The organism is Planomonospora parontospora (assembly GCA_014647935.1).
GTDB lineage: Bacteria > Actinomycetota > Actinomycetes > Streptosporangiales > Streptosporangiaceae > Planomonospora > Planomonospora parontospora.
The window spans coordinates 185,530-207,737 of sequence record BMQD01000002.1 but is presented as its reverse complement, the minus strand read 5'-3'; the positions used below and the strand labels follow the sequence as shown (position 1 = coordinate 207,737).

General features: G+C 72.1%; 18 protein-coding genes. 10 read left to right on the top strand and 8 right to left on the bottom strand.

What is annotated here, in order from left to right:
- The first annotated feature begins 15 nt into the window (after positions 1 to 15).
- The 3 genes from IEZ07_RS03975 to IEZ07_RS03965 all read left to right on the top strand — a co-directional run bounded on the left by IEZ07_RS03975 (position 16) and on the right by IEZ07_RS03965 (position 3,804).
- A complete protein-coding gene (locus IEZ07_RS03975; RefSeq protein WP_204054257.1) occupies positions 16 to 1,218 on the top strand; it encodes a helix-turn-helix domain-containing protein in 1,203 nt (400 codons plus the stop codon).
- Between the two features lie 44 nt (positions 1,219 to 1,262).
- Positions 1,263 to 1,859, top strand: coding sequence for a cysteine hydrolase family protein (locus IEZ07_RS03970; RefSeq protein ID WP_191893548.1), 597 nt, complete (start codon positions 1,263 to 1,265; stop codon positions 1,857 to 1,859).
- A gap of 253 nt (positions 1,860 to 2,112) precedes the next feature.
- The gene (locus IEZ07_RS03965) at positions 2,113 to 3,804 is read left to right on the top strand and encodes a heparinase II/III domain-containing protein (protein WP_191893547.1); all 1,692 of its coding nucleotides are present in this window, start codon (positions 2,113 to 2,115) and stop codon (positions 3,802 to 3,804) included.
- A 96-nt stretch (positions 3,805 to 3,900) separates the two neighbouring features.
- On the opposite strand, the gene cimA is transcribed toward IEZ07_RS03965, so the two are convergent.
- Positions 3,901 to 5,478, bottom strand: a complete 1,578-nt coding sequence (gene cimA, locus IEZ07_RS03960; protein WP_191893546.1) for a citramalate synthase — start codon at positions 5,476 to 5,478, stop codon at positions 3,901 to 3,903.
- Between the two features lie 277 nt (positions 5,479 to 5,755).
- Here cimA and IEZ07_RS03955 point away from each other — a divergent pair, with 277 nt between their 5' ends.
- Both IEZ07_RS03955 and IEZ07_RS03950 read left to right on the top strand, forming a co-directional pair.
- Complete coding sequence (locus IEZ07_RS03955; protein WP_191893545.1) at positions 5,756 to 6,409, top strand: O-methyltransferase; 654 nt, start codon at positions 5,756 to 5,758, stop codon at positions 6,407 to 6,409.
- A gap of 138 nt (positions 6,410 to 6,547) precedes the next feature.
- Positions 6,548 to 7,123 (top strand): Uma2 family endonuclease, encoded by a 576-nt coding sequence (locus IEZ07_RS03950; protein ID WP_191893544.1) that lies wholly within the window; start codon positions 6,548 to 6,550, stop codon positions 7,121 to 7,123.
- Positions 7,124 to 7,256: 133 nt separating this feature from the next.
- Here the strand turns inward: IEZ07_RS03950 and IEZ07_RS03945 are convergent, their stop codons facing one another.
- The 3 genes from IEZ07_RS03945 to serA all read right to left on the bottom strand — a co-directional run bounded on the left by IEZ07_RS03945 (position 7,257) and on the right by serA (position 11,799).
- Positions 7,257 to 8,354 (bottom strand): branched-chain amino acid aminotransferase, encoded by a 1,098-nt coding sequence (locus IEZ07_RS03945; protein ID WP_191893543.1) that lies wholly within the window; start codon positions 8,352 to 8,354, stop codon positions 7,257 to 7,259.
- Between the two features lie 195 nt (positions 8,355 to 8,549).
- Positions 8,550 to 9,596, bottom strand: a complete 1,047-nt coding sequence (locus IEZ07_RS03940; protein ID WP_191893542.1) for a 3-isopropylmalate dehydrogenase — start codon at positions 9,594 to 9,596, stop codon at positions 8,550 to 8,552.
- Positions 9,597 to 10,209: 613 nt separating this feature from the next.
- Positions 10,210 to 11,799 (bottom strand): phosphoglycerate dehydrogenase, encoded by a 1,590-nt coding sequence (gene serA / locus IEZ07_RS03935; RefSeq protein ID WP_068897606.1) that lies wholly within the window; start codon positions 11,797 to 11,799, stop codon positions 10,210 to 10,212.
- 236 nt (positions 11,800 to 12,035) lie between these two features.
- On the opposite strand from serA, the gene IEZ07_RS03930 reads away from it, so the two are divergent.
- Positions 12,036 to 13,028: a hypothetical protein gene (locus IEZ07_RS03930; RefSeq protein ID WP_068897607.1), complete on the top strand. Its 993-nt coding sequence runs from the start codon at positions 12,036 to 12,038 to the stop codon at positions 13,026 to 13,028.
- A 346-nt stretch (positions 13,029 to 13,374) separates the two neighbouring features.
- Positions 13,375 to 14,127 (top strand): class I SAM-dependent methyltransferase, encoded by a 753-nt coding sequence (locus tag IEZ07_RS03925; protein ID WP_191893541.1) that lies wholly within the window; start codon positions 13,375 to 13,377, stop codon positions 14,125 to 14,127.
- Positions 14,128 to 14,177: 50 nt separating this feature from the next.
- Here the strand turns inward: IEZ07_RS03925 and IEZ07_RS03920 are convergent, their stop codons facing one another.
- The 3 genes from IEZ07_RS03920 to IEZ07_RS03910 are packed head-to-tail and all read right to left on the bottom strand — an operon-like array spanning position 14,178 to position 18,108.
- A complete protein-coding gene (locus IEZ07_RS03920) occupies positions 14,178 to 16,832 on the bottom strand; it encodes an FtsX-like permease family protein (RefSeq protein WP_191893540.1) in 2,655 nt (884 codons plus the stop codon).
- Positions 16,829 to 17,533, bottom strand: coding sequence for an ABC transporter ATP-binding protein (locus IEZ07_RS03915; RefSeq protein WP_191893539.1), 705 nt, complete (start codon positions 17,531 to 17,533; stop codon positions 16,829 to 16,831). Before IEZ07_RS03915 ends, IEZ07_RS03920 begins: the two co-directional genes overlap by 4 nt.
- Positions 17,533 to 18,108: a PadR family transcriptional regulator gene (locus tag IEZ07_RS03910; protein ID WP_191893538.1), complete on the bottom strand. Its 576-nt coding sequence runs from the start codon at positions 18,106 to 18,108 to the stop codon at positions 17,533 to 17,535. The genes IEZ07_RS03915 and IEZ07_RS03910 overlap by 1 nt, the downstream gene beginning before the upstream one ends.
- 97 nt (positions 18,109 to 18,205) lie before the next feature.
- Between IEZ07_RS03910 and IEZ07_RS03905 the strand changes: the two genes are divergently transcribed.
- Entirely contained in the window at positions 18,206 to 18,751 is a 546-nt protein-coding gene (locus tag IEZ07_RS03905) for an FHA domain-containing protein (protein ID WP_068897612.1), read from the top strand.
- Here the strand turns inward: IEZ07_RS03905 and IEZ07_RS03900 are convergent.
- The gene (locus IEZ07_RS03900) at positions 18,732 to 20,075 is read right to left on the bottom strand and encodes an MFS transporter (protein ID WP_191893537.1); all 1,344 of its coding nucleotides are present in this window, start codon (positions 20,073 to 20,075) and stop codon (positions 18,732 to 18,734) included. The two genes, IEZ07_RS03905 and IEZ07_RS03900, sit on opposite strands and share 20 nt — an antisense overlap.
- A gap of 244 nt (positions 20,076 to 20,319) precedes the next feature.
- Here IEZ07_RS03900 and IEZ07_RS03895 point away from each other — a divergent pair, with 244 nt between their 5' ends.
- Together IEZ07_RS03895 and IEZ07_RS03890 are read left to right on the top strand one after the other, a co-directional pair.
- Positions 20,320 to 20,832 carry a CAP domain-containing protein gene (locus IEZ07_RS03895; protein WP_191893536.1) on the top strand — a complete coding sequence of 171 codons (513 nt, stop codon included), beginning with the start codon at positions 20,320 to 20,322 and terminating at the stop codon, positions 20,830 to 20,832.
- A 347-nt stretch (positions 20,833 to 21,179) separates the two neighbouring features.
- On the top strand, positions 21,180 to 22,202 hold the full coding sequence (locus IEZ07_RS03890) for a CAP domain-containing protein (protein WP_204054259.1): 1,023 nt from the start codon (positions 21,180 to 21,182) through the stop codon (positions 22,200 to 22,202).
- The last annotated feature ends 6 nt before the right edge of the window (positions 22,203 to 22,208 follow it).

Genomic DNA, 22,208 nt, shown 5'->3' with positions numbered 1-22,208 from the left:
CGATAGGATCCCGCCATGGGTTCTCCGGCAGCGCTCTTCCCCCCGGGCCCTCCCGGCACCGGCCCCTCCCCCGCGGACCGGCCCACGGACCCGCTCGCGGCGGACCTCCCTGCGGACCGGCCCACGGACCCGCCCGCGGCGGACCTCTCCGCGGACCCGCCCGCGGCGCCCCTCCCCACGGGCTTCTCGACCGTCGCGGTGCTGCTCTTCGACCAGATCCCCCTCTTCGAGGCGTCGGTGCCGATCGCGGTCTTCGGCGAGCGGCGGGAGGGCATGCCCGAGTTCGACGTCCGGGCGGTGGCCGCCGAGGGGGGCCCGGTGCGCACGGACGCCGGCATGACCCTCGCCGCGCCGTACGGCCTGGACGCCGTCGACGACGCCGACCTGGTGATCGTGCCGACCTGGCGCAACCCGTCCGCGGGCCGCCCGCCGTCGCCGGAGGCGCTGGAGTCGCTGCGCCGGGCCCACGGCAGGGGCGCGACGGTCGTCTCCCTGTGCCTCGGCACGTTCGTGCTGGCGGCCACCGGGCTGCTGGACGGGCGTCCGGCCACCACGCACTGGCGCTACGCGGGACTCCTCGCCTCGGCGTACCCGCGCGTCGAGGTCCGGCCCGACGTGCTCTACGTGGACGAGGGGGACATCCTCACCTCGGCGGGCAGCACCGGCGGCATCGACCTCTGCCTGCACCTGGTCCGCCGCGCGTACGGCACGCAGGTGGCCAACACCATCGCCAGGAGCCTCGTCACGCCGCCGCACCGGGCCGGCGGCCAGGCCCAGTACATCGACCACCCCGTCCCCGCCCCGGCCGCCGGCGACCCGTTCGGCGACGTCCTCGACTGGGCCCTGCGCCACCTGGACCGGGAGCTGAGCGTGGACGCCCTCGCCGCCCGGGCGCTGATGAGCCGCCGCACCTTCGACCGGCGCTTCCGCCGGGCCACCGGGACCACGCCCGCCCAGTGGCTGCTCCACCAGCGCGTTCTGCACGCCCGGCGGCTGCTGGAGACGACCGCCGAGCCGGTCGAGCAGGTGGCCCGCAGATCGGGCTTCGCCTCCGCGGTGGCGCTGCGGCCCCACTTCCGCCGCCAGGTGGGGGTCTCCCCCACCGCCTACCGGGAGGCCTTCGGCCCGGGCGGGACGGACGGCCCGGACCGAGGCTCGGACCGAGGCCCGGACCGCACCGGTCACACGGATGGCGTGAATCTCTCGGTGGTCGGCTGAGCCGGCGCTCACCCGGGACCCGCCCGAACCGCGAGGCTGGACGCGTGAAACGAGCCCTCATCGTCATCGACGTCCAGAACGAGTACTTCACCGGCGCCCTGCCGATCGCCCACCCGCCGCGCGAGGAGAGCCTCGCCAACGTCCTGACCGCGATGGACACCGCCCGCGCGCACGGCGTCCCGGTGGTCGTGGTCCGGCACACCGCCCCGGCCTCGTCGCCGATCTTCGCCTCCGGCGGGCACGGGTGGGAGCTGCGCGAGGAGGTGGCGGGCAGGCCGTACGACCACCTGGTGGACAAGGCGAGGGCCTCGGCCTTCACCGGGACGGATCTCGGGGAGTGGCTGGATGCGCGCGGGATCGACACGCTGACCGTCGCCGGCTACATGACCCAGAACTGCGACGAGTCGACCGCCCGCGACGCCTTCCACCGCGGCCTGTCCGTGGAGTTCCTCGCGGACGCCACCGGCACGGTCGCGCTGTCGAACCGGGCGGGGAGCCTGACCGCCCGGCAGGTCCACGAGCACGTACTGGTGGTGATGGACTCCAACTTCGCCTCGGTGGCCACCACCGCCGAGTGGACCGCCGCGGTGCAGGCGGGTGAACCGCTGCCGCTGACCGGCATCTGGGCGAGCACCCGCTGAACCACCGTGTGAGCCGCGACGTGAGCCGCGGCCGGTCGTCCGTCCCGGTCCCTGCCCGGGCCCCGATTCCGGCCCCGGTCCCTGCCCCGATCCCTGCCTGAGCCCCGGCTCCGACCTGGGCCGGGGCCCGGTAAACCGCCCCTGTGCATCTGGTTGCTAACGATGTGCTGGAAGAGGGCATCCCTGCTTGACCGGTTTGGTGGGATTCGGTCAGCTTGATCCGCCCTCTTCACTCGGCCCGGAAGGAACTGGCGTGCGCCGCCGCACACGAGCACTCGTACTCCCCACCGCCCTCCTGCTGACCTGCGGCGCGATGGTCGGCACCGCCCAGACCGCCGGCGCCGACGGCACCGCGGTCAAACGCACGGCCGAGTGCCAGGGCGACTGGCTGCCCGCGACCCCGACGTCCGCCGACGTCATGGCCGGGCAGGTGGACTTCCTCGGCCTGCCCGCGGTCAAGGTGGGCAAGGACGTCGACTGGCGGACCGACCCCTACCGCAACCGCTCCTGGAGCATGGTCTTCCACTCCCTGCGCTGGATGGGCCGCCTGGTCGCCGACTACGAGACCAACGGGGACAAGGCCTACCTGACCCGCGCCACCGAGATCGCCAAGGACTGGGTGGCGGACAACCCCCGCCGCGGCGGGGGCAGCCCGTACGCCTGGCAGGAGCACCCGATCGCGCTGCGCGCCCCCGCGCTGGTCTGCCTGAGCAAGCACGTCGGCGAGTCCTGGCTGACCAGGAGCCTGGCCGAGCACGCCTCGATGCTCTCCGACCCCAGGCTGTACGAGAAGGGCCACAACCACGGCATCGACCAGGACATCGCACTGCTCGGCATCGGCTGCCGCTACAGGCGCGACGAGTGGTCCTCCCTGGCGATCCGCCGCCTGACCGAGACCGTCGACCTCGACGTCGACTCCCAGGGCGCGCTGCGCGAGCAGGCGCCCCGCTACGCGACCTACGTCCACGACCGGCTCAAGGTGGCCATGGACGACATCAGGGAGTGCGGCCGGAAGGTGCCACCCTCGATCGAGAAGCGCTGGGAGTCGCTCAAGGACTTCGTCGCCCACTCCACCCAGCCCAACGGCTTCATGGTGCCGATCGGGGACGGCGGCGCCGACGTCCGCCCGGTCGGCTACGACAGCCCGAAGAAGACCGTGAAGGTGTACGGCAACGGCTACGTCTACGGCCGGACCGCCTGGGACAAGCCGGAGTCGGCGTTCTACTCCATCCGGTTCGGCCCGGGCACCAGGCACCACGGCCACGAGGACCACCTGGGCGTCACCTACTACGCCCAGGGCCGCGACGTCCTGGTCGACGCGGGCTTCCACTCCTACGAGAACAGCGGCTACCGCCGCTGGACGATGTCCCCCGAGGCGCACAACGTGCCGGTCGTGGCCGGCGCCCGCTTCCGCCCCCGGACCGCCACGGCCCTGAGCAGGTCGTCGATCGGCGGGGACCGGCAGAGCTTCCGCCTCACCGACAGGGCGTACGGCGTGCCGCGCACCCGCTCGGTCCTGGTCAACCACGGCGAGGACGTGATGGCCGTCCTCGACACGGTGCCCAAGGGCTCGAAGGTCGGCAACCTGTGGCACTTCGCCCCGGGGTTGTCGGTGGTCTCCGAGGGGGGCGGCCGGGTCGTCGTCAAGGACAAGACGGGCTGGAAGGCGACGCTGGTCCAGCTGGCGATGCCGGCCTGCACGCCGGTCGGCGGACAGAAGGTCGTCCGCGGCGCGAGCAGCCCCTACCAGGGCTGGGTCTCCACCGCCTATCTGAAGAAGGAGGCCGCCCCCGCGGTCGTCTCCCCCGCCGTCGCGGGCGGGCTGCTGACCGTGGTGGTGCCCGGCACCGACCGGCCCTCGGTCTCCTGCTCTGACGGCAGGGTCCGGCTGGAGACCTCCGACGGCTCGGTCTCCTTCAAGGCCGGTCGCGCGGACCTCTCCTGACTCGCCCTCCTCCGAGGCCGGCCGCGCGGACCCCTCCTGACGTGCGGTGCGGGCGGGGCGTGGCCGCGCCGTACCCCGCCCGCACCGCCCCGGCGCTCAGCCCGCCTCGTGCCCCGCGCGCAGCAGGCCGTAGGTGACGGCCTGCTCCAGGGCCTGCCAGGAGGCCTCGATGATGTTCTCGTCGACGCCCACGGTCGCCCACTCGGCGGTCGCGTCGCTGGAGGTGATCAGCACGCGCGTGATCGCGTCGGTGCCGTGCGTGCCCTCGAGGATCCGTACCTTGAAGTCGATCAGCTCGACCCCGGCCAGCTCCGGGTAGAGCCGCTCCAGTCCCGCCCGCACCGCGCGGTCCAGCGCGTTGACCGGGCCGTTGCCCTCTCCGGTGGCGACGATCCGCTCGCCCTTGGCGTGCAGCTTGACCGTGGCCTCGCTGACCAGCTCGCCGCCGCGCGTGCGCTCGACGATGACCCGCCAGGACTCGACCGCGAAGTGCCGGCGCCGCTCGCCCGCCACGGTGTCGCGGAGCAGCAGCTCGAAGGAGGCGTCGGCCGCCTCGAACGTGTAGCCCCGCGACTCCAGGTCCTTGACCCGGTCCACCAGGTCGCGCGAGGTCTCGGGCGACAGCTCGTAGCCCAGCTCGCGGCCCTTGAGCTCGACCGAGGCGCGCCCGGCCATGTCGGAGACGAGCATCCGCATGTCGTTGCCGACCTGCGCCGGGTCGATGTGCTGGTAGAGGTTGGGGTCGACCTTGATCGCGCTGGCGTGCAGCCCGGCCTTGTGCGCGAAGGCGGAGACGCCGACGTAGGGCGCGTGGGAGTTCGGGGTGACGTTGGTCACCTCGGTGATCGCGTGCGCGATGCGGGTCATGTCGGCCAGCGCCTCCCGCGGCACGAGGTCGAAGCCCCGCTTGAGCTGGAGGTTGGCCACCACGGTGAACAGGTTGGCGTTGCCGGAGCGCTCGCCGTACCCGTTGGCGCAGCCCTGCACGTGGGTGGCGCCGGCCTTGACCGCGGCCAGCGTGTTGGCCACCGCGCAGCCGGTGTCGTCGTGGCAGTGGATGCCGACGCGGGCGCCGGTGCCGACCGCCTCGTGGACGACCTCGGCGAGCTCGTCGGGGAGCATGCCGCCGTTGGTGTCGCAGAGCGCGATCACCGACGCGCCCGCCTCCGCGGCGGTCCGCAGGACCTCCAGTGCGTAGGCCGGGTTGGACTTGTAGCCGTCGAAGAAGTGCTCGGCGTCGAGGAAGACCCGCTGGCCCTCCGCCCGGAGGTGGGAGACCGTGTCGCGGATCATCGCGAGGTTCTCCTGCAGGGTCGTGCGCAGGGCCAGCTCGACGTGCCGGTCGTGACTCTTGGCGACGAGGGTCACGACCGGCGCGCCGGATTCGCGCAGTGCGGCGACCAGTGGGTCGTCGGCCGCCTTCACCCCGGCCCGGCGGGTCGCGCCGAACGCGGCGAGCTGCGCGTGCTTCAGGTCGAGCTCGGTCCGAGCCCGCCGGAAGAATTCGGTGTCCTTGGGGTTCGCGCCGGGCCAGCCGCCCTCGATGAACCCGACGCCCAGGCCGTCCAGGTGCCGCGCGATGGCCAGCTTGTCGGCCACCGTCAGGTTGAGGCCCTCCTGCTGCGCCCCGTCGCGGAGCGTCGTGTCGTAGACGTGGAAGCGGTCGTCGGTCATTGAGGATCTCCTTCGCGGTGCGATGATCGCCGCGCGCCCGTCCGGCCCCGGAAAGCAAAAAGACCCCTCACGGACGTGAGAGGTCTGCGCGCTGGCGGTGTCCCTTTTCAGCCAGCGCGCCTGCCGATAATGAGCAGACCGTAGAACATGATGCTCCGAAGTCTGCCACACGCGGCCACCATCTGACACATTGATCTCGGGATACGAGACGTACGGCACAGCCCCGCAGGAGGGGCCCCGCCCCGGGAGATCGACTCCGACCAGCGAGAATGGCCGGATGAAGGCGACTTATCTCGAACCGGCCGTCGGGCAGTATCTGCTCGCGCACACCGCCCGGCCCGACGAGCTGCTGGACGCCCTGGCCCTGGAGACGCGCGAGCTCATGGGCGAGCGGGCGAACATGCAGATCGCCCCCGACCAGGGCCGCTTCCTCACCATGATCGCCCAGATCTCCGCCGCCCGGAACGCCGTGGAGGTCGGCACCTTCACCGGCTACTCCTCCGTCTGCCTGGCCCGCGGCCTGGCCCCCGGCGGCCGGCTGACCTGCTTCGACGCCAGCGAGGAGTGGACCGCGGTGGCCCGCCGCTACTGGGAGAAGGCCGGCGTCGCCGACCGCGTCGAACTGCGGCTCGGCCCGGCCGAGGCGCGGCTGCGCGAGCTGACCGGCGGCCCGCCCGTCGACCTGGCCTTCATCGACGCCGACAAGCCCGGCTACCCGGTCTACTACGAGATCCTGATGTCCGTCCTGGCCCCGGGCGGGGTGATCCTCGTCGACAACACCTTGTGGAGCGGCCGGGTCGCCCATCCCAACGAGCGCGACGAGACCACCCAGGTGATGCGCGAGTTCAACGACCTGGTCATGGCCGACCCCCGGAGCACTTCGATCATGCTCCCCATGGCCGACGGCCTGACCATGATTCGAAAGCACTGACGAGAACTTTCCGAACCTCCGGACGGGCTGCAGACTTTGCCGTTACTTTGTGCGGCGCGTCAAACACGTTGCGTCCGCCCACCAGGAGGGGATGATGGACCCATGTCCAAAGTTCTGGCTCGTCGTAAGGCGAAGTGCATGTCGGATCGCGAGGAGATCGACCAGCGCTACCAGCATGAGTGCGCGCAGTGGCCCGACCGGAAGGTCGAGATCATCAGCGGCCGGATCGTGGTGAGGGAGTTGCCTACGTTCGACCACGCGAAGACCATCCTCTGGCTGCTGTCCCAGCTCCTTCCCGTGGCGACAGAGCGAGGATGGCTTCCCGTCTGGGGCATGAAGCTCTTCCTCGGCGTCCAGAAGGACCGCTACATACCGGACCTCCTCGTCCTCCCCCGCGATCCGCGCATGTGGGACGACGAGAACGTCCACGCGGAGGAGGCGCTCCTCGTCGTCGAGGTCGTCTCCCCCAGCAGCCAGAGCGACGACCATGTCGTCAAACCGCGGAACTGCGCCGCAGCGGGAGTCCCCCTCTACCTGGTGATCGACGCCTTCGAGAACCAGGTCACGCTGTTCAGCCAGCCGAGCGAGACGGGTTACCTCAACGAGGTCACCGAGACGATCGGCAAGCCGATCGAGCTGCCCGCGCCGTGGGATCTCACGATCGACACGGGCAGGCTGCTCACGGGAGAAAGCACAGGCGACACCGGGAAGTAAGACCGCCGCATGGAGAGAGCCCGGGTGGGACGGACGGGATCGGGCCCTCTCCTGCAGCACGGCGGACCGGCTCGCGACCGCGGACCCGGCCAGGACCGGGGCGCGAACGGGCGCGGACCGCAGGGGAGGCCGGTCAGCAGATCTTGTGGACCCAGCCGTGCGCGTCGGGGCGGGTGCCGTACTGGATGCCGGTGAGCTCCTCGCGGATGCGGCGGGTGACCGGGCCCGGAGTGCCGTCGCCGACCGTCCAGGCGCGGTCGGCGCCCTTGACCGAGCCGACCGGGGTGACGACCGCCGCGGTGCCGCAGGCGAAGACCTCGGTGAGCTCGCCCGACTCGCAGCCCGCCTGCCACTCCTCGATCGAGATGCGGCCCTCCTCGGCGGTGAGGCCGAGGCTGCCGGCCAGGGTGAGGATCGAGTCGCGGGTGATGCCCGGCAGCAGCGTGCCGGTGAGCGCCGGGGTGAGCAGGCGGTCGCCGTAGACGAAGAACAGGTTCATCCCGCCCATCTCCTCGACGTAGCGGTGCTCGTTCGCGTCCAGCCAGACCACCTGGTCGCAGCCCTGCTCGACGGCCTGGCGCTGGGCCACGAACGCCGCCGCGTAGTTGCCGCCGCACTTGGCGAAACCGGTGCCGCCGGGGGCCGCGCGGGTGTACTCCGTGGAGAGCCAGACCGAGACCGCCTTGCTGGCGCCGAAGTAGGCGGCGGCCGGGGAGGCGATCACCATGTACCGGTAGTTCTTCGACGGGTAGTTCACGCCGAGCGCGGGCTGCGTGGCGATCATGAAGGGCCGCAGGTAGAGGCTGTGTCCCTCGGTCGTCGGCACCCACTCGCGGTCGGTCTGGACGAGCAGCTCCAGCGACTCGACGAACGTCTCCTCGGGCAGCTCGGGCATGGCCATGCGCAGCGCGGAGGCGTTGAAGCGGGCCGCGTTGGCGTACGGCCGGAAGGAGACGATCGCCCCGCTGCTCGGCTGCCGGTAGGCCTTGAGCCCCTCGAAGAGCTCCTGGGCGTAGTGGAAGACCGAGGTCGCCGGGTCCAGGGTCAGCGGGCCGTACGGCGTGAGCCGCGCGTCGTGCCAGCCCTCGCCCTCGGTGTAGTCGATCGAGATCATGTGGTCGGTGAAGACCTGCCCGAACCCGGGACTCTCCATTACCCGCTCCCGCTCTGCCGCGGTGCGCGCGTGGTCGGAGAGCTGCACGTCGAAGCCGAGCTTCTGAGCGGTGGTCATGACGGAGATCCTTCTCTTTGTGGCGGGTCTACCCTTTAGTCCATTCTGCGACGGACCGGGTAACGGGAAACTACTGCATTCCGGCCGGTGATCGGCAGGAGGCGGGACCGGCGGAAGTGGCCGCGGACGCGAAGACGCGCCCGGCGGCTCACTGGGAGCCGCCGGGCGCGTCTGGGGTCGGGGTGGGCGGCTTCCTCAGCCGACTACTCGGGCGGTGATGTCGTCGCCGATCTCCTGGGTGGTCCGGCCGCTCCAGCCGGTCTGCCGCTCGACCAGGTCGTCGGCGACGGCCTGCTCGACCCGGGCGGCCTCCTCGGCCAGGCCCAGGTGGTCCAGGAGCATGGCGACCGACAGGATCGTGGCGGTGGGGTCGGCCTTGCTCTGCCCGGCGATGTCGGGGGCGCTGCCGTGGACCGGCTCGAACATGCTCGGTGCGGTGCGCTCGGGGTTGATGTTGCCACTGGCCGCCAGGCCGATGCCGCCGGCGATCGCCGCGCCGATGTCGGTGATGATGTCGCCGAAGAGGTTGTCGGTGACGATCACGTCGAACCGCTGCGGCTGGTTGACGAAGAACATCGAGGCCGCGTCGATGTGGCAGTAGTCGGACTCGACGTCGGGGTACTCCAGGCTGACGCGGTCGACGGTGCGGGCCCACAGGTCGCCCGCGTAGGTCAGCACGTTGGTCTTGTGCACCAGCGTCAGCTTCCTGCGGGGGCGGGAGAGCGCCTTGTCGAAGGCGTAGCGGACCACGCGCTCGACGCCGTGGGCGGTGTTCACCGACTCCTGGGTGGCGATCTCGTGCGGGGTGCCGCGGCGCAGCACGCCGCCGGCCCCGGCGTACAGGCCCTCGGTGCCCTCCCGCACGACGACCATGTCGATCTCCTCGGGGCGGACCCCGCCCAGCGGGGTCTCCACACCGGGGAAGAGCTTGACCGGGCGGAGGTTGACGTAGTGGTCGAGGTCGAAGCGGAGCCGGAGCAGCAGGTCGCGCTCCAGGACGCCCGGGGGCACGCTGGGGTCGCCGATCGCGCCGAGCAGGATCGCGTCGTAGCCGCGCAGCTCGTCCAGGACCGTGTCCGGGAGGGTCTCACCGGTCTCGTGGTAGCGCTTGGCGCCGAGGTCGTAGGTGGTGGTCTCCACCTTCCCCCCGACCGCTTCGAGGACCTTCAGGCCTTCGGCGACGACTTCGGTCCCGATCCCGTCACCCGGGATGACCGCCAGGCGGATGTTACGCGAATCCATGAGGGCACCTTACCGGTCCGTCCCGGTACTCGGACAACGGTCTCACCAATCGGACACTTCGGATGTCCCGGGCAGATCGGAGCGGGCGGGGCGATCGGGGCGGCGCACCGGCGCCCGCCCATTCGGCTAGCGGTTCGGCGCACCGCCGTTGTCGCGGCGGTCCAGCGCCGCCTGGAGGGCCTCTGCGGCCTCCTCCTTGGCGTCCTCGGGACGGTTCCAGGGATACATGTCGTACATGGCGACTCTCATCTCGGTCGTACGGAAAGCGGCACGGGACCAGGGGAGGGGGTCCGGAGGTGCCGATCGCGGCCCCGGACCGGGCCTGGGGTCGCGGGTCCGGATCGCGGACCGGCGACGAGGGGCCCGTCACCAGGAGGCGCCACCGCAGCGCGGCGGGCCGCCGGCCTGCCCCTCAGGCTCCGCCGTGACAGGTGAGGACGACGAGAACCTGGCGTATTTCATCCCAGACTACCTGGTCACCGCGATGCCGTCTCGCCCGCCGTACGGACTTCCCACATGCTGAGACGGCCGCCGCCCCTCGGACGAGGGACGGCGGCCGTCTCGGAGAGCGTCGCCGCGGGTGCGGTCCGCCGGTCGCCGCGGGCGGGGGCCGCTAGTCGGCCAGGTCGACCGTGCGGCCGCCCTCGGCGCCGATCTCGGCGACGATCTGCTCGACGACGTCGGCCGGGATGGCGGTGTCGACGGTCAGCGCGATGAGCGCCTTGCCGCCCTTGGCGTGCCGCGCCACCTGCATGGAGGCGATGTTGATGCCGTGGTCGCCCAGGATGCGGCCGACGACGCCGACGACGCCGGGGCGGTCGGAGTAGGTGAGGAACGACAGGTGGTCGGTCGGCTCGATCTCGATCTGGTAGCCGTTGACCTCGACGATCTTCGTGATCTGCCGCGGGCCGGACAGGGTGCCCGAGACCGAGACCGTGCGGCCGTCGGCCAGGACGCCGCGGACGGTCACCACGTTGCGCCAGTCGGGGCTCTCCGAGCCGGTGACCAGCTCCACCGTCACGCCGCGGTCCTTGGCCAGGAGCGGGGCGTTGACGTAGGTGACGGAGTCCTCGACCACGTCGGTGAAGACGCCCTTGAGCGCGGCCAGCTCCAGCACCCGGACGTCCTGGGCGGCGATCTCGCCGCGGACCTCGACGTCGAGCCTGGTGGCGACCTCGCCGGCCAGGGCGGTGAACACGCGGCCGAGCTTCTCGGCCAGCGGCAGGCCCGGCTTGACGTCCTCGGCGACGGCGCCGCCCTGGACGTTGACCGCGTCCGGCACGAACTCGCCCGCCAGGGCCAGCTTCACGCTCCGCGCGACCTGGGTGCCGGCCTTCTCCTGGGCCTCGTGGGTGGAGGCGCCCAGGTGCGGGGTGACGACGACCTGGTCCAGCTCGAACAGCGGGCTGTCGGTGACGGGCTCCTTGGGGAACACGTCGATGCCGGCGCCGGCGACGCGGCCCTCCTTGATCGCGGAGTACAGGGCGCCCTCGTCGATGATGCCGCCGCGGGCCACGTTGATCAGGCGGACCGACGGCTTGACCAGGTGCAGCTCCTTGTCACCGATGAGGCCGATCGTCTCCTTGGACTTCGGCAGGTGCACGGTGATGAAGTCGGCCTCACGCAGGGCCTCCTCCAGCGAGACCAGGCGCACGCCCATCTGCGCGGCGCGGGCCGGCTGCAGGTAGGGGTCGTAGGCGATCAGTTCGACGCCGAACGGCTGCAGGCGCTGGGCGACCAGCTGGCCGATCTTGCCGAGGCCGAGGATCGCGACGACCTTCTCGTCGAGCTCCACGCCGGTGTACTTCGAGCGCTTCCACTCGCCGCCCTTGAGCGCGGAGTGCGCCTGGGCGACGTTGCGGGCGGAGGCGAGGATCAGCGCGACGGTGTGCTCGGCGGCGCTGGTGATGTTGGAGGTCGGCGCGTTGACGACCATGACGCCGGCCTTGGTCGCGGCCTCCACGTCCACGTTGTCCAGGCCGACGCCCGCGCGGGCGACGACGCGGAGCCGGGGCGCGTGCGCGATGGCTTCGGCGTCCACCTGGGTGGCGCTGCGCACGATGAGCGCGTCCACGTCGGCGAGGGCGGGCAGGAACTGGGCGCGGTCGGCGCCGTCGGTGTGACGGACCTCGAAGTCCGCGCCCAGGACCGCGAGACCGGCCTCGGAGAGTTCCTCTGCGACCAGTACGACGGGCTTGTTCACTGGTGGTTCCTTACGAGACGGGGAGGGCTGCACCGGATCTCACGCAGTCTATCGACGCTTGTGAACGTGTTCACGAGTGTCCCGCGATCCGAGACGGAGATCACCCCCGGCCTGCGGGCGGAGACTGGTACCCAATCCCCCCGAATCTCATGCACGGAACCTTCAACTTGGTATTGCTGCGATAAATCTTCACGATTACCCTCATAAGCCGTGGTCCTCTACCTATCGTTCGTCATATGAGCATCGGCAACCCCGCTCTCGGCGATGTGCTCGCGCAGCACGGCGGCCCGCACCGGCTGCTGGCCGCGCTTGCCGAAGGGGGGCTCCTCGTCGCCGTGCGACCGGACCGCTCCGTCGTCCTCGGGACGACGCAGGCCGGTGACCGGGTGCTGCTCGGATACACCTCGGCGGGCACCTACGCACGGCACGGCGGCAGCCACTCCCTGTCGGACTGCGACGCCGACACCATCCTCGACATCCAGCGCGTCACGGGCGTGCGCGAGATCGTGATCGACGCCGCCGGGCCCACGGCTGCGGCCGTACCGATCGAGGACCTCCTGCGGTACCTGCGCTCCACCCGCCCCGGTCCCGCGCCGGCGCTGTCGGGCACGACCCCGACCGCCTACGCGACCGGGGCGATGGCGACGGTCAGCCGCGCCTCGGCGGTGAGCTCGGCCGGTTCGGCCGGTCCGGTGGGTTCGGCGGCCCCGCTGGCCCCGGCCGGTCCGATGAGCCCGCTGGCCTCGCCCACCCCTCCGCTCTCGCCGAGCCCGCCCGCGCCGCCGAGCCGGCCGCTCCCTCCGGCCCGGCCGATGACCACCCCGGTGCCCGCGGCCTCCGCCCAGCCGTGGATCCCCGCGCCGCGGCCCCACCTGTCGGGGCCGATGCAGATGGTCGACCCCGGCTACAAGCGGTGCGCCCACCCGATCCTGCCCGCGCTGCGCGTGGCGATCGCCCAGCTCCTCGCCGACTTCCCGCTCATCCACCACGTGTGGATCTCCGAGGCCCGGACCGCCTCGGGGGCTCCCGGGATCATGCTCCACGTCAAGGTGCACATGTCCGCGGCCGAGGACGTGGTGCGCGACCTGCACCGCATGGTGCGGGCCCGGCTGCCCCAGCTGGCGGCGAGCGACGCGCCGATCCTCATGGCGCGGGTCGCCGACGCGCGCAGCGAGCAGCGCATGATCGAGGTCGGCGCCCACGTGGTCTGCGCCGACGTACGGGACTGACCGCGGCCTCCAGCCTCCACGGGGCTCCGTGACCGCCCCGGGGCGCCTCCGGCGGCTCTCCGGGGCCGTTCCGGAGCTCTCCGGGGCGGGGAACGCGGTGGACCCGCGCGTCCGTGCGGCGGGTCGCCGTGCCATGCTTCGCGGCGTACGTCCCGGACGCTCCCGGACCGCCGCTGACGGCTCCGCCCCGCGGGGTTCTGGTAACCATGCCCTTGCGGGTCTGGCCGTCCAGCGGCCCGGCGGGCGCCGCGCGCTCCCCGGCAGGCCAGGCCGCCGTCCCCGCGGTGATCAGCTTCACCGCGGCGCCGACGACCTGCAAGCACCGGCTCGCGGAGGTTCAGCAGAGATGACCCGTTCCAACCCGATCCATCAGCTGCGCTATGCCGTACGGCATCCGGACCGGATCGTCCCGCACGTGCGGAGGCTGGCCCGGGACACCTGGTTCCGGCTGCGCACCGGCGACCACGTCAGCTACTACCGGGCCGTGATGAAGTCGGACACGGCGCGCAGCCCCGAGGCGGCGGTGGGCAGCAAGTCGCACGAGCGCTGGCTCGCCCTCGGCCGGATGCAGTTCGACTACCTGGTCGGGCACGGCCTGCGCCCCGAGCACCGGATGCTGGAGATCGGCTGCGGCAACCTGCGCGCCGGCCGCCTGTTCATCGACCACCTCGACACCGGCGGCTACTACGGCATCGACATCTCCCCCGACATCCTCGTCGCCGCCCAGAAGACCCTCACCGCGTACGGCCTGCGCGACAAGCTCCCGCACCTGACCCCGGTCCGGGACCTGAAGCTGGAGTTCCTGCCCGACGCCCACTTCGACGTGGTGCACGCGCACAGCGTCTTCTCCCACTCCCCGCTGCACGTGATCGAGGAGTGCTTCGCCCACGTGGGCCGCGTCATGCGGCCGGGCGGCTGGTTCGACTTCACCTTCGACCGGACCGAGGGCCGCGAGCACCAGGTGCTGCGCGAGGACTTCTACTACCGGACCGAGACGCTGGTGAACCTGGCCGCCCGGTACGGCCTGACGGCCAAGTTCATGGACGACTGGGAGGAGCTCCCGCACAAGCAGTCCAAGATCCGCATCACCCTGCCGTAGCCGTACCGCCCGGTCCTCCCCCGGCTCGTCGGCGGAGGACCGGGCCGGGGTCAGGCGATCCGGCGGGTGAGCGTCACCTTCGTCCGGGCGGACAGCGCCGCGATGAGCGCCGCCGCCAGCGGCAGGACCAAGCCCACCGCCAGGAACACCGGCCATGGCACGGCGAGGACCGCCTCCGATCTCTCGATCGGTACCCCGTTGAGCCCCACCTCGCGCCACCGGCCCATCTGCACGTCTCGCTGGAGCGTCAGGGCGAATCCGGGGACCAGCCCGGCCAGCAGCCCGAGAGGGGCGCCGAATCCGGCGATGAACAGCGCCTGGCCCGCCGCGACCGCCTGCCAGGTCCACGGCCTCGCCCCGACGGCGGAGAGCGTGGCCAGGTCGGACCGGGCGTCGGCGAGGGCGAGGCCGGCGGCGGTGAAGGTGCCGCCGAGCATCACCACCGAGGCGACGGCCGCCATGATCCACAGATTGAGGGTCTCATCGGGGGGATTCGCGAGAACGCCCCGTTCCACATGGACCGCGACGTTGGGGGTGACGGCCCGCACCGGGGCGTTGAACCGCCGTTCCTGCTCCGGGGTAGGCCGGGCGACCGCCGGATCCACGATGAGGTGGTGCAGCCTGGCCTTCAGCCCGACCTCTGCGAGCGCGGGGACGGGCACCACGCCGAGGACCATGGACGCTCCCCGGACGATGGCCGTCGTCGCGGGCAGAGTGATCTGCTTCGGCACGGCCGAGTCGGACATCCCCTGGGCCGAGGCGCGGAGCCGGACCTTCCCGCCGCGGACCGCCTCCGGGTTGAAGATCACCGCCTTGCCCTCCGCCAGCGCCGCCTCGGCCGCCGGATCGGTCCGGCCCAGCAGGAAGCGGAGCAGGCCGGGGCCGCCCGCGGGCAGCTCACCGAGGGGACCCACCGAGATCGCGCAGTCGTTGCAGCGGCCCTCCATCGGGTCGAAGTGGACGATCCGGCCGTCGGCGTCGACCGGCTGGTAGGCCTCCACCAGCGGCACTCCGGGAAGCGCCTGCTCAATGATCGGGCGGATCTTCTTCCAGGAGTCCTCGGTGACGTCATCGCCGTAGACGGCCGTGGCGCCCAACGGGTAGGACGGCCGGTAGCTCTCCACCCGGGAGCGCTCCGCACCGGCGATGACCACCGCGACCGTGCCGAAGGCGGCGGCCGCGGCCATGACCGCCACCACCGCGGGAGCCGTCCGGCCCCGGTTCCGGGCGGCATCGCGGACGGCCAGCCGGAGGGGCAGCGGGAGCCCGCCCGCCGGCCTGTCCGCCAGCCGGACCAGCAGCGGGGTCAGCAGGACCAGCCCGAGCAGCCCGAGCACCGCGCCGCCGATGACCCACGTGGTCTCCGCCCGGATCCCGTGGACCGTCGCACCCGTCCCCGCTGCCAGCAGGGCCAGTCCCAGCAGCGGCCAGCCGGCCCGGTCCCGCGGCCGGACCCGCCGGTCGGCGAGCACCGCCGCGGGACTCGTCCTCCCGGCCTGCACGGCCGGCACCACGGCCGCCGCCACCCCGCTGAACACGCCGAGCGCCACGGTGAGGGCGATCCGCCCCACCGGCACCTCGAACGGTCCCAACCCGCCGTCCGGCCAGACCCCGACGACGGATGCGGCCACCCGGGCCGCGCCGATCCCGAGCAGCGCGCCGAGCGCGGAGCCGGCCAGCCCCAGGGTCAGCCCGTCCGCCAGCACGACCAGCTTGAGGTGGCGGGCCGAGCCGCCCTGGGCGGCGACGAGCGCGAGTTCCCGGCGCCGGCGGCGCAGGCCGACGGCGAAGGCGGGCCCGGCCAGCAGCGCCACCTCGATCACGAGCAGGGTCACCGACAGACCGGCGAGCAGGAGCCCTTCCGTGCGGCCGGTCTCCGGGAAGGGGGCGAGGGCGTCCCGCGGCCCGTCACCGGTCGCGGGCGGATCCTCCAGGACCGCGCGCGAGAGCACGGCCAGTCCTTCCCGGTTCAGCCGGAGCGTCTCCTCCCAGGTGACCGGCTCCGGCGCGTCCAGCAGCCAGAAGCGCTCGGCCTCCGTCCCTGCGGGGAGCAGACTCCCGGGCAGCCCGATGATCGTCCTGCCGTACTCGTGGGGTTGCTCCCGCACGATCCCCACCACCCGCTTGGGCAGGTCGTCACGGGTGTAGCGGAGGGTCGTGCCGATCGCGGCCTCCACCGGGCCGGTGACCGCGACCTCGTCGGCGCTCTTCGGGTGGCGCCCGCCGAGCAGCGGGAACATGCCCGCCGTCATCGGGTCCCGCAGGTCGACCTCGGCGGCCTCCGCATCGCCGTACGCGGCGCCGGTCCGGTACTCCAGAAAGGCCCGGCTCATCGGGATCACCCGGCTGCCCGCCCCGGCCAGCCCCTGGATCTCCGCACCGCTCCGGGGCGGCCGCTCCGGTTCCCCCGTCCGGGCTTCCCAGAAGCCCGTGTCGTCCTGCCGGATCGGCACCGCCGCCCGGGTGTCCGTCAGCCTGGCATCGGCCGAGCCGAGCTTCAGCGGCACCCGTTCGAGCTCGGTGAGATCGCCGGTCGCCTGCCAGGTGAGCATGAAGGAGACCGCGAGCACGGGCAGGCCGATCATGGTCATGATCAGGGCGCTGCGCCCCTTCGTCCGCAGGGCGTCGCGGCGGGAGATCCGCAGGGCGGCGCGGAGGGCGGCCAGCGGGGATCGGGTGGTCTTCTCCATCCGACCGGCGCTCATCGGGCGCTCTCCAGAGGCGCGGCGGTGGAGTCGGCGATCTCACCGTCGCGCAGGAAGACCACCCGGTCGGCCCAGGCGGCGTAGCGCGGCTCGTGGGTGACCAGCAGCACGGCCGCGCCGGCGTCGCAGCGGGTGCGCAGCAGACGCAGGACGTCGTCGCCGGTGGGGGTGTCCAGCGCGCCGGTGGGCTCGTCGGCCAGGATCAGCCGCCGCTCGCCGACGAGGGCGCGGGCGATGGCGACCCGCTGCCGCTGGCCGCCGGAGAGCTCGTCGGGGAAGCGGCCGGGCTCGGTGATCCCGATCTCGGCGAGGATCTCCGCGGCCTCACTCCGGGCCTGCCGCGCCCGCACACCGTCCAGCTCGCGCGGGAGCATCACGTTTTCGGCGGCGGTCAGCGACGGGATCAGGTTGAGGTCCTGGAAGACGTAGCCGACGTGCCTGCGGCGCAGCGCCGCGAGCTCCCGGGCGGACAGCCCGGACAGCGGCGCGCCCTCGACGGTCACCTCGCCCGAGGTGGGCGCGTCCAGCCCACCGGCCAGGTTCAGCAGGGTCGACTTGCCGGACCCCGACGGTCCCATCACCGCGACCAGCTCTCCGGCGACGACGTCCAGGCTCACCCCGCGCAGCGCGGGTACGGCCTGCGGGCCGTCGCCGTGGACGCGGGTGACGTCCGCGAGCCGTACGACCGGGTCGAAACTCATCAGAACTCCTCGTCTGGGGAGGGCCCGGATCCCGGCTCCGGGGAGCGGGTGGCCTCCGGTGTCTCCTGCGTGCGGGGGGAGGCCGCGAGCACGGCCTCGCAGTGGTCGAGCCAGCGCTGCTCCGCCTCGGCCTGGAAGATCATCGAGTCGAGCACCAGCCGCTGCGCCGGGCCCTCGGCACCCGCCATGGCCCGGGTGAGCTCCTGCAGCGCGCGCATGGTCGCGGTGCGCTGGGCCCGGATCACCGGGCGCGGGTCGGCGCCGGCCGCGACCGCCATGGCCAGCTTGACGACCAGTTCGTCCCGGGGCCGGTCGGACCGGGCGACGGGGGTGCTGAGCCATCGCTCCATCTCGGCCCGGCCGGCCTCGGTGATCGTGTAGACGACCCGGCCCTGGGCGTCCTGCTCGCCGGGGGCGACCAGGCCGTCGCGTTCCAGCCGCGAGAGCGTCGTGTAGACCTGGCCGATGTTGAGCGGCCAGATCGCCCCCGTCGACGCCTCGAACTCGGAACGCAACTGGTAGCCGTAGCGGGGCCCCTGGCTCAGCAGGGCGAGCAGCCCTTGTCGGATCGCCATGGATACTGAGTATGCATACTCGGTATGGTCACGGCAACCGAGGGTGGGGATCCGCATATTCTGGACAGGAATCGGGGTTGGGACCGATACTCGGGGGATGAGCTCGACGCATCCCCCGGCCCGCGCATCCGACGGGGACCGCGATCGTGCGATCAACGAGCTCCGGGACCGCGCCGTCGAGGGGCGACTTTCGCACGACACGTTCCTCGGACGCGTCGACATGGCCCTGCGCGCCCGCAACCAGGGCGAGCTGGAGAACCTGGTCGCCGACCTGCCGCAGCGCGGCCGGTTCCGCCGCATGGTGACGGAGGTCGTCTCGTCGATCTCCGACTTCACCACCCGGGTGGAGTCCGCCTGGCGCCGGCCGCGGCTGCCCAAACTGGCCCTGCCCGGCGACGCCCGCAACCGCTATGTGGTGGGCCGGGGTTCGGCCTGCGACCTGGTCCTGGCCGACCTGACGGTCTCCCGGATCCACGCCGAGCTCCGCCGGGACGAGGAGGACTGGATCCTCGTCGACCTCGGCTCGCTCAACGGCACCCGGCTGAACGACTGGCGGCTGGTCGGTCCGGCGCGGGTCCGGCCGGGCGACGTGATCTCCTTCGGCGACTGCGCCTTCGTGGTGGTCACGCCCCAGCCGACCTGAGCTCCTGCTCCGTGAGGAGATAGCGCGTCGTCAGCAGCACCGCGATCCCGGCGAAGAGGGCGGGGACCAGCGTGCCGCCGTACAGCACGGCCCGGACCGCCGACGCGGGCTGCTCCACCGCCGCGCCCGAGCCTGACTCCACGAAGCCCGCCACGCCCAGCAGCCAGCCGAGCACCAGCGCGCCGAACGCGAAGACCACCGTCTCGGCCGCCGTCCACAGGCCGGTGAACACCCCGGCCCGGTTCCTGCCGGTGACCGCCGCATCATGGACGATCACGTCGGAGAGCATCGAGAACTGCAGCAGCTGCAGGCCTGCGTAGCCGACGCCGACGACGAGCACGCAAGCGTGCGCGTAGACCGGTCCGAGCTCCTCCGTCAGCGCCATCGCGGCCGCCCCGGCGGCGAACAGCGACGAGGCCGCGAGCATCGCCCCGCGCTTGTCGTAGCGCCGAGACAGGGCGACCCAGCCCGGCATCGTCACCAGCAGCGGCCCGACGATGCACAGCAGGAGGGTGCTGGTCGCCCCGGGATCGCCCAGCGTGTAGGTCGCGAAGTACGGCGCGCCCGCGAGCAGCGTCCCGGCGGCGAACATCTGGGCGCAGCTCAGGCCGAGCAGCAGCAGGAACGGCCGGTTCGTGCGGGCCGCGGCGAACTGCGCGCGCAACGACGGCTCGGACTCGGCCCGGACGACCACCGGGGCGCGGGCCGTACCGAAGAAGGAGGCCAGCATCGACACGAGCAGCACCGCGGCGACGACCACCCCCATGAGCCGGTAGCCGGACACCTCGGTGCCCGCGATCGCGGGGGCCACGGAACCGGACAGCAGGATCGCCAGGCCGATGAAGACCATCTTCCACTGCAGGATCGCCGAGCGCTCGTGGTAGTCGCCGGTCATCTCGGCCGGCATCGCCTTGTAGGGGACCTCGTAGAAGGCGTAGGCCGTGGCGGTGAGCAGGTAGCAGACCGCCACGTACGCCGCGGCGGGCAGGCCGGTCAGCGGCGGGCCCGCGAACGTCGCGGCGAACGCCGGGGGCAGGGTGAGCGCGCCCAGCAGCATCCAGGGGCGGCGGGCGCCGAAGCGGGAGACCGTCCGGTCGGAGCGCTGGCCGACCCAGGGGTTGACGACGACGTCCCAGACCTTGGGGAGGAAGGCCACCAGGCCCGCGATCCAGGCGGGCACGGCCAGCACGTTGGTCATGTAGAACAGCAGCAGCAGGCCCGGGACGGTGCCGAAGGTGGCGGTGCAGACCGAGCCGACGCCGTAGCCGAGGCGCACGCCCTGCGGAACGGTGGAGACCCGGGCACCGGACGCCGGTGTGATCATTGCCACATTGAACCCCACCAAGTGCCCGCTTGGTAGACCCCGTCGGCGCCCGTCTCGCTCCCGACCCCTTGGAGCGCTCCACCGCTACGGCTGTCAACCTCACTCCTGCGCCGGAAATATTCCTAAAGATGAATAGTTGACGCTTCTGTGGCATTTTGTCCGAAATTTCGTACAGGGGGCGTTCGTTGGCGGTGAAATGCGGAATTTATCCAGGTCAGACCATCTGAAGGATGGAGGACCCGACATGCGCAGACCGCTAGGAGCACTCGTGTGCCTCGGCGCCGTGACGGCCCTGGGCAGTCCGGCCGTCGCCGCCCCCGCGGTCGAGCCGACCGCCACTCCCACCGCGACGAGCGGCGTGGCGGCGACCCCCGAGGAGGACGAGGTGGTGCGGCTGACGAACATCCAGCGCCAGAAGGGGGGCTGCCGCGCCCTCGTCAACAACCCGTACCTCCGCAAGGCCGCCTACGGCCACTCGCTCGACATGGCCACCCAGAACTACTTCAGCCACACCTCCAAGGACGGCAGGAACGTCGGCGACCGCATCAGGGCGGCCGGCTACACCGGGGCCCGGCGCTGGGCGGAGAACATCGCCTGGGGCCAGCAGACCCCGTCCGCGGTGGTCACGGCCTGGATGAACAGCTCGGGGCACCGGGCCAACATCATGAACTGCGCCTACGCCGACATCGGGGTGGGCCTGGCCAAGAACAGCAGCGGCCGGCCGTACTGGACGCAGAACTTCGCCGCCAAGCAGTGACCCAACGCCGACCCAGCAGCGATCCGGAGGCGCGGGGAGGTTCCGCCCCTCCGGAGGCGTCCGGCCGGGACGTGCCGCCTCCCGGAGGGAGGCCGGCCGGAGGGCCGTACGTCCTCCGGCCGACCCTCGCATCCCCAAGATTTTTTCCGGGATTTCCCGATCTTTACGGACGTGTCCGGAATCAGAATATGCCTGGTCGAAATCGGTCCAACGGCGTTCCGCGACGCGTCAGCCGCCCCTTCGGTTTACCTGAGCCTCAGATTTTTGTCTGAAATTTCGTGACAAGACATGTCTGTGGGGACCAGAATGCGGACCCATCCAGCGTCCACCCATCTGGAGGAACCCACATGCGCAGACCGCTCGGAGCACTGATGTGCCTCGGAAGTCTGGCGGCCCTGAGCACTCCCGCCGTCGCGGCCCACGCCGCGGCAGGCCCGGGGGACATGTGCGGCGTGTCGGTGAGCGCCCCCTATGTCACGCCCGCCGGGAAGATCGAGGCGTCCGCGGCCCGCGCCGGCTGCGAGAACACCTCTCTGGTCCGGCTCCGCATCAAGCGCGCCCAGCCCGGTCCCGACCGGGTCGTCAAGAGCGGGTCCCAGCGAGGGCTCGTCAACGGTCAGCTCAACGTCAGCCTGCACTGCAGCAAGGCCGTCCGCACGTACTACGCCGAGGTCGTCGACTACCGGGGCAACCAGGCCCGGTCCCTTCCGATCCGGCTGTCCTGCTCCCTCCCGGGCTTCCCGTCCCCCACGGCCACCGCGGTGCCGAGCGCCACGCCTACCACCCCGGCCCCGCCGACCGCCAAGCCCACCACCCCCGCCCCGCCGAGCGGCACCCCCACGGCCAAGCCCACCACCCCGGCGCCCCCGAGCAGCACGCCCACGAACAAGCCCACCACCCCCGCCCCGCCGACCGCCAAGCCCACCACTCCGGCCCCGCCGAGCAGCACGCCCGGCAACCCCGGCACGCCCGGCGCCGTGGGCACGGCCGAGGAGAACGAGGTCGTGCGGCTGACCAACGTCGAGCGGGCCAAGGGCGGCTGCGCCCCCCTCAAGCACGACCCGCAGCTGCGCCAGTCGGCCTACGGCCACTCCGCCGACATGGCCGCCAAGGGCTACTTCGACCACAAGTCCCAGGACGGCCGCTCCTTCATGGACCGCATCCGCGGGGCCGGCTTCACCGGGGGCAGGGCCTTCGCGGAGAACATCGCCTGGGGCTACCCGAACCCGGCCGCCGTGGTCAACGGCTGGATGAACAGCTCCGGCCACAAGGCCAACATCATGAACTGCGGCTACAACCTCATCGGCGTCGGCGCGGCCAAGAACGCGCAGGGCCAGATCTACTGGACCCAGAACTTCGCCACCAGGTAGGACCCC

Excerpts from the sequence above, each read along its gene's own strand:
- IEZ07_RS03975 (WP_204054257.1), top strand. The coding sequence starts at position 16 with ATGGGTTCTCCGGCAGCGCTCTTCCCCCCGGGCCCTCCCGGCACCGGC.
- cimA (WP_191893546.1), bottom strand. The coding sequence starts at position 5,478 with ATGACCGACGACCGCTTCCACGTCTACGACACGACGCTCCGCGACGGG.
- IEZ07_RS03955 (WP_191893545.1), top strand. The coding sequence starts at position 5,756 with ATGAAGGCGACTTATCTCGAACCGGCCGTCGGGCAGTATCTGCTCGCG.
- IEZ07_RS03950 (WP_191893544.1), top strand. The coding sequence starts at position 6,548 with ATGTCGGATCGCGAGGAGATCGACCAGCGCTACCAGCATGAGTGCGCG.
- IEZ07_RS03945 (WP_191893543.1), bottom strand. The coding sequence starts at position 8,354 with ATGACCACCGCTCAGAAGCTCGGCTTCGACGTGCAGCTCTCCGACCAC.
- IEZ07_RS03940 (WP_191893542.1), bottom strand. The coding sequence starts at position 9,596 with ATGGATTCGCGTAACATCCGCCTGGCGGTCATCCCGGGTGACGGGATC.
- IEZ07_RS03930 (WP_068897607.1), top strand. The coding sequence starts at position 12,036 with ATGAGCATCGGCAACCCCGCTCTCGGCGATGTGCTCGCGCAGCACGGC.
- IEZ07_RS03925 (WP_191893541.1), top strand. The coding sequence starts at position 13,375 with ATGACCCGTTCCAACCCGATCCATCAGCTGCGCTATGCCGTACGGCAT.
- IEZ07_RS03920 (WP_191893540.1), bottom strand. The coding sequence starts at position 16,832 with ATGAGCGCCGGTCGGATGGAGAAGACCACCCGATCCCCGCTGGCCGCC.
- IEZ07_RS03915 (WP_191893539.1), bottom strand. The coding sequence starts at position 17,533 with ATGAGTTTCGACCCGGTCGTACGGCTCGCGGACGTCACCCGCGTCCAC.
- IEZ07_RS03910 (WP_191893538.1), bottom strand. The coding sequence starts at position 18,108 with ATGGCGATCCGACAAGGGCTGCTCGCCCTGCTGAGCCAGGGGCCCCGC.
- IEZ07_RS03905 (WP_068897612.1), top strand. The coding sequence starts at position 18,206 with ATGAGCTCGACGCATCCCCCGGCCCGCGCATCCGACGGGGACCGCGAT.
- IEZ07_RS03900 (WP_191893537.1), bottom strand. The coding sequence starts at position 20,075 with ATGATCACACCGGCGTCCGGTGCCCGGGTCTCCACCGTTCCGCAGGGC.
- IEZ07_RS03895 (WP_191893536.1), top strand. The coding sequence starts at position 20,320 with ATGCGCAGACCGCTAGGAGCACTCGTGTGCCTCGGCGCCGTGACGGCC.
- IEZ07_RS03890 (WP_204054259.1), top strand. The coding sequence starts at position 21,180 with ATGCGCAGACCGCTCGGAGCACTGATGTGCCTCGGAAGTCTGGCGGCC.